Consider the following 11,141-nt stretch of genomic DNA (forward strand, 5'->3'; position numbering starts at 1 on the left):
AAAGCACATGCCGCATTGTGGAGTCTAGTGCCTGCATCGCGTCGCCTGCGACGCGGAGATCACGCGATCTCCGGCGAGCTGCTTCCATTGCTCGGACGTGTGGGCTGAAGGTCGATCTCTCGACCGACAACCTCTTCCGAAAGAGGTCGGAGACTTAGGCGAACATGGGCTCACTCGGGCTCCCAGGCCAGGCCGATTAACAGCACGCCAACGGCCGTTCTCGCCTCATCCGCAGCGGTGTAGAATCTGACAGTGACTAGATCAACCCTCGTGATAATTTTTGTAGCGGAGCCAGTAATCCAGTGCCATGAGGTTACGGTATCGCTAAACTAGCGTGCTCTGCGCGAAAGAGGCAGAGTGAGAAGCCCGGAGGAGACTGCAACTTGACGACGTCCGCGACCACACAACAGCTCGATCGCCGCCATATCCTCAACGCCTTACGCGCTTTTCGACGCGGCGATTTCTCAGTACGGCTGGATGGTGAATTCGAGGGGCTCGACTTCGAGATCGCCCAGAGCTTCAACGAGATTGTTGAGCTCAATGAAGCACTGACTGACGAGTTCGCACGGCTGGGCCGCGTGGTGGGTAAGGACGGCCGCATCGGCGAGCGCGGCCATGTGCGCAACGCAACGGGTAGCTGGGACGCCAGCGTGCGCTCCGTCAACGAGCTGATCGAGGACATGGTGCAGCCGACCGCTGAAGTGGCGCGCGTGATCGGTGCCGTGGCCAAGGGCGATCTCAGCCAATCTATGATGGAAGAGATCGACGGACGGCCGTTGCGCGGCGAGTTCCTGCGCATCGGCAAAGTGGTCAATACCATGGTCGATCAGCTCAATTCCTTTGCGTCGGAAGTGACGCGCGTCGCTCGCGAAGTGGGCACTGAGGGCAAACTTGGCGGGCAAGCACAGGTCAAGGGCGTTGCCGGCACCTGGAAGGACCTTACCGACAATGTGAACTCGATGGCGCAGAACCTGACGAGCCAAGTGCGCAACATCGCCGAAGTGACGACCGCCGTGGCGAATGGTGACCTCAGCCGCAAGATCACTGTGGAAGTGAAGGGCGAGGTGCTCGAGCTCAAGAACACTATTAACACCATGGTCGACCAGCTCAATGCGTTTGCTTCGGAAGTCACCCGCGTGGCCCGCGAAGTGGGCACCGAAGGAAAGCTGGGCGGGCAGGCACGCGTAGAAGGCGTGGGCGGAACCTGGAAGGATCTTACCGACAACGTGAACCTCATGGCCGACAATCTGACCGGCCAAGTGCGCAACATCGCCGAAGTGACCACCGCCGTGGCCTCGGGTGACTTGAGCAAGAAAATCACCGTTGACGTGAAAGGCGAAATCCTGGAGCTCAAAAACACCATCAATACGATGGTGGATCAGCTCAACTCCTTCGCCTCGGAAGTGACGCGCGTGGCTCGCGAAGTCGGTACAGAGGGCAAGCTCGGCGGGCAGGCGCAGGTGCGTGGTGTCGGCGGCACCTGGAAGGACCTGACTGACAACGTGAACCTGATGGCGGCGAACCTCACCGGCCAGGTGCGCAACATCGCGGAAGTGACTACCGCCGTGGCGTCCGGTGACTTGAGCAAGAAAATCACTGTCGACGTGAAGGGCGAAATCCTTGAGCTTAAATCCACCATCAACACGATGGTGGACCAGCTCAACTCGTTCGCGGGCGAAGTGACGCGCGTGGCCCGCGAGGTGGGTACGGAAGGCAAGCTGGGTGGTCAGGCCGATGTGAAGGGGGTGGGCGGCACCTGGAAGGATTTGACCGACAACGTAAACCTGATGGCGGCAAACCTCACCGGTCAGGTCCGCAACATCGCTGAGGTAACCACCGCCGTGGCGCGCGGGGACCTTAGCAAGAAGATTACTGTGGACGTGAAGGGTGAAATCCTCGAGCTCAAGGATACCATTAACACCATGGTTGACCAGCTCAACTCCTTCGCGTCCGAAGTAACGCGTGTGGCCCGCGAGGTAGGCACCGAGGGCAAGCTGGGTGGCCAAGCGCATGTGGAGGGTGTGGCTGGTACCTGGAAGGATTTGACCGATAATGTGAACTCGATGGCGCAGAACCTGACCGGTCAGGTGCGAAACATTGCCGAGGTGACCACCGCCGTGGCTTCCGGCGATTTGAGCAAGAAGATCACCGTGGACGTCAAAGGCGAAATTCTCGAACTCAAGAACACCATCAACACGATGGTGGACCAGCTCAACTCCTTCGCTTCGGAAGTGACCCGTGTAGCCCGTGAAGTCGGAACGGACGGCAAGCTCGGCGGGCAGGCGCAGGTGCGAGGCGTGGCGGGCACCTGGAAGGATCTGACGGATAATGTGAACGCTATGGCAGCAAACCTGACCGGTCAGGTGCGCAACATTGCCGAGGTGACCACTGCAGTGGCATCAGGCGACCTATCGAAAAAGATCACTGTGGCGGTGCGCGGCGAAATCCTAGAGCTGAAGGACACTATCAACACAATGGTGGACCAGCTCAACTCCTTTGCGTCGGAAGTGACGCGCGTGGCCCGCGAGGTGGGCACGGAAGGCAAGCTGGGTGGCCAAGCTCAGGTTAAGGGTGTTGGCGGCACCTGGAAGGACTTGACGGACAATGTAAATTCCATGGCCGAGAACCTAACGGGCCAGGTGAGAAACATCGCCGAAGTGACGACGGCCGTGGCGTCGGGCGACTTGTCCAAGAAGATTACCGTTGACGTGCAGGGCGAAATCCTGGAGCTCAAATCCACTATCAACACCATGGTGGACCAGCTCAACTCCTTTGCCGGCGAAGTGACGCGCGTCGCGCGCGAGGTGGGTACCGAAGGCAAACTCGGTGGTCAGGCCCGGGTAGAAGGGGTCGCCGGTACCTGGAAAGACCTCACCGACAACGTGAACCTGATGGCGACTAACCTGACCAACCAGGTGCGCGGCATTGCCGAGGTTGTGACTGCGGTGGCGCAGGGTAATCTCAAGCGCAAGCTGGCAGTGGACGCGAAAGGCGAAATCGCGGCGCTCGCCGAAACCATCAACGGCATGATTGAGACGCTAGCCACTTTTGCGGACCAGGTAACCAACGTGGCCCGCGAGGTGGGAATAGAAGGCAAACTCGGGGGGCAGGCGCGCGTACCTGGCGCTGCCGGTTTGTGGCGCGACCTGACAGACAACGTGAACCAGCTCGCAGCAAATCTAACCACTCAGGTGCGCGCGATCGCTGAAGTATCGACCGCTGTGACAAAGGGCGACCTGACGCGCTCCATCTCCGTCGAAGCCTCAGGGGAAGTGGCCGCGCTCAAGGACAATATTAACGAGATGATCCGCAACCTTAAGGATCAGACGCTAAAGAATGCCGAGCAGGATTGGCTCAAGACTAACCTGGCGCGTTTCTCGCGGATGCTGCAGGGGGAGCGCGACCTTTCGACGGTGTCGCGCCTTATCATGAGCGAGCTCGCTCCGCTGGTGAACGCTCAGTACGGGGTGTTCTACGTGACCAACCGCGAGGACACAGATATGCGGCTGGAGCTGGCCGCAAGCTACGGCGCAGAGAGCACCACCCAAATAAAGAGCCAGCTGCAGCTTCGGGAAGGGCTGATCGGCCAAAGCGCAGCCGACAAGCGAGTGATCATGCTGGACGAGGTGCCTGCTGACTTCCTAAAGATCACGTCGGGACTGGGTGCGGCCGACCCGGCCAACGTGATCATCCTCCCAGCGCTGTTCGAGGAAGAAGTGAAGGCGGTAATTGAGCTCGCCTCGTTTGGCGAGTTCAACGACACGCACCAATCCTTCCTCAACCAGCTGATGGAATCGGTGGGGATAGTGCTGAACACTATCGCAGCCACTATGCGTACTGAAGGCCTACTTAAGCAGTCGCAGCTGCTGACAGCTGAACTTCAGGCCCGTCAATCAGAGTTGACCAAGAAGCAGGAAGAACTGCACACCACGAACGAAGAGCTCCAGGAAAAGGCCCAGCTGCTCGAAAATGAGAAAAAGCAGGTCGAAAACAAGAATCTCGAAATTGAAATGGCCCGTAGGGCGTTGGAGGAAAAGGCCGAGCAGCTTGCACTTACCTCCAAGTACAAGTCCGAATTCCTTGCGAACATGTCTCATGAACTGCGGACCCCCCTGAACTCGCTGCTAATCCTGTCGAAGCTTCTGGCTTCGAACCAGCAGGGCAATCTCGATGACAAGCAGGTAGAGTTTGCGCGAACGATCAACGCCGCGGGCACCGACCTGCTTAACCTCATCAACGACATCCTCGACCTCTCCAAGGTCGAATCCGGTACTGTCTCGATCGATCTAGGCGACGTGAAGCTGCTCCAGCTGCGCCAGCACATTGAGCGCACCTTCCGTCAGCTTGCCAGCGACAAGGGGCTGGCCTTCACTATCGAGATCGATCCGGACTTGCCGGAAACAATGCGCACCGACGAAAAGCGCCTGCAGCAGGTCGTGCTCAATCTCCTGTCCAACGCATTCAAGTTCACCGCAAGGGGCGAGGTTAAGCTGCGGTTCGGCCTTAAAGAAACTGTCGCTGCTCCTCGCGGTCACGCCGCATCTCGGATGCTTTCGGTCGCGGTCACAGACACCGGCATCGGCATTCCCGAGGACAAGCAGAAACTTATCTTCGAAGCCTTTCAGCAGGCCGACGGGACAACCAGCCGCAAATATGGCGGTACCGGGCTTGGGCTATCGATTAGCCGAGAAATAGCCAATCTTTTAGGTGGCGTGCTCCGAGTGCAGAGTACGCCCGGCAAGGGCTCGACCTTTACATTAATCGTGCCGCTTGAAGGGCCTCGGATGCTCAACTTGAGGCACAATGACACCGCATTAGGTGCCCTGAACATCTTGGCTACCGATGCTGTAAACGAATTTTCAGATATAGATGACCGCAACACTCTGCAACCAGGCGACAAGGTCATCCTGATCGTGGAGGACGATCCTACCTTCGGCCGTGTGCTACTTGACGTCGCCCGCTCGGTAGGTCTGAAGGCTGTGTTGTCGACCGCCGGATCGGGCACATTGGCACTGACCCGACAGGTCATGCCGGATGCCGTTACGCTTGATCTAGGACTTGCCGATATCGACGGCTGGGTTCTATTTGATTTGCTCCGGCACGACGCGAAAACCGCATCGATCCCGATCCATGTTATATCGGGAGCCGAAAGCGCCTCCGGATTGTCCGACAAGGGCGCGGCATCCGTAATGCTCAAACCGGTGGAACAGGAGGAGCTGTCTCACGTCTTTGCGTCGATAATGGACCAATCGCACCGCCGCCATCGCAATGTCCTTGTAGTAGACGCCGATGCCAAGCGACGGCTCGCCACCGCCGAAGCAATTCGCGACGGTTTGACCTCGGTCACCGCCTTGAACTGTCTCCCCGGTGGTGCCGATGACGGGGCGTTGGAAAAATACAGCCACATCGTCTTCTCGATCGGCCTTGCTGCCGACAACAACGCGGCCCTGGCCAACCTGGCCCGCCAGTCTAGCAGGGTGCTTGATGCCACCGTAATCTTTGCCACGGACGCCGAAACTCTTTCCTTTGTCGGCAACCTGTCAGTTCTGGATGAAGTGGCCCGGGCGGTGGACGTCTCGCAACTGGTCCAACTCTTGGAGCGGCCTTTGGCAACAGATATCGCTGAAGAAGACCAGACACCTGCGCAGGACCTTGCTGGCATCAAAGTCCTGATTGTGGATGACGATATCCGCAACATCTTCTCGCTTACCAGCCTGCTCGAGACTTGCGGTATCGAAGTCCTCCATGCCGAGGGCGGCCGTGAAGGCATCGAAATTCTTGAGCGCCAAAGGGACGTACATGTTGCTCTTGTCGACATCATGATGCCGGAGATGGACGGCTATGAGACTATCGGAGAGATCCGCAACCGCGCCTCCCTTGCCCATATTCCGCTGATCGCCGTGACAGCCAAGGCTATGAAAGGCGACCGGCAGAAGTGCCTTGATGCCGGTGCCTCGGACTATATCGCAAAACCTGTGGATCTTGACCTTCTATTGGCGCTGCTGCGGGTCTGGACCGGCCGGTCCCGCAGCCGTACTGCATCCATCGCGATTGGGAGCGACGCATGAGCCTTCCTTTAGATAACGCTTCAATTCCCGGTGCCCCCGAGTTGGTCGCAGGAGCGGAAGAACCGCTTTTGACCATTCGTCCGCGGGTGCTCCTGGTTGACGACGATCACCGCAATCTCCTTGCCTTGAGCGAGGTGCTGGAGGACGTGGCCGAGATCGTTACGGCAGATTCCGGTGCCGAAGCGCTGCGATACCTCCTAAAAGGTCAGTTTGCGGTGATTCTGCTCGACGTCCTAATGCCAGGGCTTGACGGTTACGAGACAGCTAAGCTCGTGCGAATGCGCGAACAGTCGCGTGACACACCTATCATTTTTCTGACTGCCATCAACAAGGAAGACGCCCACTTGATGCGCGGTTATGACAGCGGCGCCGTCGACTTTGTGTTCAAGCCGTTCGATCCAGTTATCTTGCGATCCAAAGTCGCAGTCTTCGTCAGCCTCTACGAAAAGACGCGCGAAATCGAGCGCAACGCCAGGCGCGAACAAATCCTGTTGCAGGAAACACTCAACGCACAGTCGGAAAGGCTTAAGGTCGACCAGGCTTTGCGCGAAGCCGAGGAGCGCCAAGCCCTGCTGCTGCGCGCCCTCCCTCTGGCTGTGTTCCAGATCCAGGCCGACGGCGCGACCCCAAGCTTTATCGCCGGCGACGTAGAAAGCCTCACTGGGTTTTCCTCCGAAGCGTTCGAGGAGGTCCAGAACATCTGGCAGCCGCGTATCCATCCGGACGATCTCCGCGCTTGGTCTGCATCGGCGAACGCCACTGGACCAACGGAGTATCGTTGGCGACACCGGGATGGTGCCTATCGCGTTTTCGTCGACCAACGGGTGCCGGTATCGGGGCGTTCAGGCACCTTGGTCGGCACCTTGCGCGACATCACCGAGCAAAGGCGTCTGCAGGACCAACTGCTGCAGTCACAAAAGCTGGATGCCATCGGAAAGCTGACGGGGGGTATCGCTCACGATTTCAACAATCTACTGGGCTCCGTGTTGAGCGGCATCGGGCTGCTCGAGCGGCGTACCAACCTCGACCAGCGTGGGCAGACGATCCTGGGGATGATGCGCCATGCCGCACAGCAGGGCAGTGATCTCGTGAACCGGATGCTTACCTTTTCCCGGCGTCAGCACCTGCAACCGAAAATGGTCAGGCTGGCTCAGTCGGCTTCGGCGCTAGACAGCATGCTTGGCCCAGTACTCGGCGGCCTTGTCACTCTGAAGTGGGAACTCGATGAGGAGTTGTGGCCCGCCTTCGTTGATAGCGGCGAGCTGGAATTGGCTTTGATGAACCTCGTGATCAATGCGCGGGACGCTATGCCCAGTGGCGGGACGGTGACGGTGGCTGGCACCAATCGACACTTGTCGGATATCCAGGGAGATCTGCAACAGGGTGATTATGTGCTAGTATCGGTGAGCGACACCGGCGCCGGGATTCCACCCGAATTGCTCCAGCGCGTGCTTGAACCGTTTTTCACCACCAAGGATCCGGGCAAGGGTACCGGTTTGGGTTTAAGTTCGGTGCTTGGCTTCGCCCAACAGTCTGGGGGAAGCTTGCGTGTTTATAGCGAGCCGGGAACTGGCACGGTGGTGGAGGTATGGTTGCCTCGTGCGGTTGGTGATACTCAAGATGACACTTCGGAGCCAAGCGGGGAAATCGAACCTTTGGTGGCCGCAGGACAGACGGTCCTGCTTGTCGACGACGCCGTTGGTCTTCGGGACCTCACGCGCATGCATCTGACGGATGCCGGTTACCATGTCACCTGCGCGGCGAGCGCCACCGAAGCGCTGGAAATGATCAATCATGGCGGGACGATCTTTGACGTGATTGTGACTGATTACGCCATGCCAAACATGTCTGGTCTCGATCTCATCACCACAGCGCGTGCCACCCGAACAACGTGGCCAGCGGTCATCATAAGTGGCTTCGCCGACGTGGAGGACATCGCGAAACGTCCTGCGGACGTTCCCTTGGTCACAAAGCCCTTTACGCGCGCTGCCCTTCTTCAGGCACTGAGGAACGTTCTGACGCCGGGATAATCCAACAGTAGTAAAAGGGCGCCCCGTTAGTTGCTCGCGATCAGTTCGGGACACTAACCTCGCATATCCTTGCGCTTCAGGACCTTTGCGGCCTTCGTCGCACCATCGCTACTGCTTATGGTGCTGTTCATCGCCGCCGCTTGTCAGCGTGTTCGCGCAGAGTTTCTTCGTCATCCAGGCGGTGATTGAGAAAGTCGAAACCGAGCGCTGTACCGCCGGGTTCCTGGAGCCGCAATGCACGACAGAGATTAAAAATGTGCCTGTGCTCGATGAACGCGGCTCGGTGGTGACGACCACGCGCTTCGTCGGACTGGACAACTAACGCGCGGTGGTGAGGCCCGATGGGGCGATCGCCGCGATAAAAGCCTGAGGCGGGGAGCTCTTATGGCAATAGATTTCTGGAAGGCGCTTCGGACCCGGATCGTCTTAAAGCCGAAGGGGTGTGTCCCTCAACCGCCCCCTCCCTTCCCTTGCAACCCGGCCCAGCCGGTCCGGTCGGGGGCTTGCCTCAGCGTAAGTCGACATGTCGAGTGTCGCATTTCTAAATGGCTGAAGCCGCCGCCCAAAGTGACATTTCAACTTTGCACAACAACGGACATTTCAATCCTGCCGCCACAAGATGCCTTAGTACCCATCAAGGCGTACACAAAAGGATATGGCTGCGATCAAACAGCAACTTCCTTTTTCAGAAGAATGCCGGGCGAACGCATATCTGAGGACGCAAATGCCAGTCAGCAAGTCAATTTGGTGGCTCGAGCCAATAGTTGTGGGCTTCAGGAGTTTGAAACGCACCACGGGGATCGCCCTTGCTTCCCTGGCGGAGCGATTAAGCAATATATCCGGAAAGAGAGAGTGTGGACCACGGGTTGATTTCGAACTAAATTCTCTGTCTATCCCCGTTGGGGAAAATATATTTCGAATATTGAAGTATATTAATCCGATGATCGTTTGATGGGGGGCCGCATGCGTGTATTTTCAGATGAGAATTTGGAGGTGATACATCGCGCGGGGACATCTCCCTATCTTCTCATCACCTTTAATGAGATGGAAGTGATGGCGAACGGTAGCCGCTTCTGGGGGCAGCGGTTCTGCGAGAAAGCCGACATTTCGGCGCTCGGCTTCATCAGTCGACGGCCGAACTGGTTTCCGGCAGCGAGCGTCGTCAAGGCTGTCGAGGCCGCCGCGCCCATCCTTCATACAGCACCGGAGCGGGTCCTTTACGGGCACTCGCAGGGAGGCTACGCGGCGCTACGCTACCGCAGGCGCTTCAACGCTGACGTTGCCATCGCCTTTTGCCCGCAAGTCTCGATAGATCCAAAGGCCGTTCCTTTTGACGGCAGGTTTGCACGCCATTTCTCGCCCGACCTCCACTGCAATATGGGGATAGCGCCTGATCACGCAGCCGGGCGGGCCTATCTCTTCTTCGATCCGTTCCACGCCGTCGATTGCCAGCACGCGATTCGGATAAGTATGCGGCAGGAGAAGACGCATCTCGTCCCGGTTCCTATGACCGGCCATGGTACGGTTCGGGCGTTTACCGGGACGGCGCGCGCGCTATCTTTGATAGAGGCCTGCCGCCGAGACGATCTTCCGGCTCTACGCCCTCTGGTTCGTGCAGCACGAGTGACTGCGCCGATGAGACCTTATCAGATCGCCGTGGCGGCGATCGCTCGCCATCGGGCCTGGGCAGACCGGTTTCATGCGCACTTCGGAGAGACTTTCTCACCCGTCGAGCGCGCAAACTTTCTCTACCATCGGGCCAATCGCCACATTCGCGACGGTGAGCTTGCGGCGGCGCGGACCTTGCTTGTGGGCGCAATGACGTATCAGCTAGAAAATCTTGGCTTTGCCGGCCGCTTGGCGGAACTGGACGGCCGTATCACGCGTCGCTGCGGTGTGGATGGCGTCTCGCATTCATGATCTGAATGTTGGCGCGCCTGACCTGGGCGACGGCCTCCCTGAATATGACGGCCCATCCACAGGCCGTGCGTGCGGCCATGAGGTCACCTAAGGCACCGGTTTTTGGGAGCGAACAAGCAGCTGAGCACGAAGGCTGAAGCAGATTGCGGGTTTTCACACGCCATGCACTTCAGTTACCCTGTTCAGGCGACCGCGCTTCGTGCCGTGGTCAGGGCTTCGATTTCCATGTTGACGAAGGCAGCGAGGTCGGCGCGGGCAAGTGCCATGTGCAGGTTGGCACTCACGAAACCTGCTGGCGAGCCGCAATCGAAGCTGCGGCCTCGGAATTCGAACGGCCTGATCGTCTGCCTGGCCATCAGGGCGATCATGGCATCCGTCAGCTGGATCTCGCCGCCGGCGCCGGGAGACTGGTTCTCCAGCAGGTCGAAGATCTCAGGCTGAAGGATGTAGCGTCCGGAAATGAACAGATTGCTCGGCGCCATTCCGGGCGCCGGTTTTTCCACGAGACCGGTGACAAGCGGACCGTCACCGCTTGGCTTCATGGACACGATGCCGAATTTGTGAGCCTCCTCGGGGGCGCATCTTTCCACAGCGATGATGTTGCCACCGTGACGGTCATGGAGCTCCATCATCGACTTGAGGCACGGTTCGTTGTCGACCATCAGCATGTCGGGGAGCAAGACGGCAAAGGGTTCGTCACCGACAACCTGACGCCCCGTCCATACCGCATGGCCCAGGCCGCGGGCCTGCTGCTGGCGAACGAAAGAAATGCTTCCCGTGGCCGGCGTGCGCTCTGCCATCCGGTCGGCCAGCCCATGTTTGCCGGCATTGCGAAGGCAGGTGTCGATTTCGAAGGCGTGGTCGAAATAGTCTTCGATCGCACCCTTCATCCGTCCGGTGACAATGACGACATGCTCAATCCCGGACGCAAAGGCTTCCGCGACGATGTAGTCGATGATCGGCCGATCGACGATGGGCAGCAATTCCTTTGGAACACTCTTTGTGGCCGGCAGCATTCTTGTTCCAAATCCGGCTGCGGGGATGATGGCCTTTCGGACTTTCGTGTGCATGTAGGGAGCCTCCAATTCATGTGGTATTGCAAACTGTTTCTCAAGGGGCTGCC

At 58.6% G+C, this 11,141-nt stretch carries 5 protein-coding genes; 4 read left to right on the forward strand and 1 reads right to left on the reverse strand.

The genetic code is table 11. The features are described from left to right. The first annotated feature begins 383 nt into the window (after positions 1 to 383). The 4 genes from ACP7E0_RS25380 (at position 384) to ACP7E0_RS25395 (ending at position 10,018) form a co-directional block, all read left to right on the forward strand. Complete coding sequence (locus ACP7E0_RS25380; RefSeq protein WP_426128937.1) at positions 384 to 6,068, forward strand: HAMP domain-containing protein; 5,685 nt, start codon at positions 384 to 386, stop codon at positions 6,066 to 6,068. After that, the gene (locus ACP7E0_RS25385) at positions 6,065 to 8,098 is read left to right on the forward strand and encodes a response regulator (RefSeq protein ID WP_426128939.1); all 2,034 of its coding nucleotides are present in this window, start codon (positions 6,065 to 6,067) and stop codon (positions 8,096 to 8,098) included. The genes ACP7E0_RS25380 and ACP7E0_RS25385 overlap by 4 nt, the downstream gene beginning before the upstream one ends. A 148-nt stretch (positions 8,099 to 8,246) precedes the next feature. Beyond that, positions 8,247 to 8,420, forward strand: a complete 174-nt coding sequence (locus ACP7E0_RS25390) for a hypothetical protein (protein ID WP_426128941.1) — start codon at positions 8,247 to 8,249, stop codon at positions 8,418 to 8,420. Between the two features lie 641 nt (positions 8,421 to 9,061). After that, positions 9,062 to 10,018 (forward strand): hypothetical protein, encoded by a 957-nt coding sequence (locus tag ACP7E0_RS25395; protein WP_426129115.1) that lies wholly within the window; start codon positions 9,062 to 9,064, stop codon positions 10,016 to 10,018. Between the two features lie 182 nt (positions 10,019 to 10,200). On the opposite strand, the gene ACP7E0_RS25400 is transcribed toward ACP7E0_RS25395, so the two are convergent. Beyond that, a complete protein-coding gene (locus ACP7E0_RS25400) occupies positions 10,201 to 11,088 on the reverse strand; it encodes a UTP--glucose-1-phosphate uridylyltransferase (RefSeq protein WP_426128943.1) in 888 nt (295 codons plus the stop codon). Positions 11,089 to 11,141: the final 53 nt, after the last annotated feature.

It is taken from the genome of Pararhizobium sp. PWRC1-1 (genome assembly GCF_049897905.1).
Classification (GTDB): Bacteria; Pseudomonadota; Alphaproteobacteria; order Rhizobiales; family Rhizobiaceae; genus Pararhizobium.

Coding starts and splice junctions, on each gene's coding strand:
- ACP7E0_RS25385 (WP_426128939.1), top strand. CDS start 6,065: ATGAGCCTTCCTTTAGATAACGCTTCAATTCCCGGTGCCCCCGAGTTG.
- ACP7E0_RS25395 (WP_426129115.1), top strand. CDS start 9,062: ATGCGTGTATTTTCAGATGAGAATTTGGAGGTGATACATCGCGCGGGG.
- ACP7E0_RS25400 (WP_426128943.1), bottom strand. CDS start 11,088: ATGCACACGAAAGTCCGAAAGGCCATCATCCCCGCAGCCGGATTTGGA.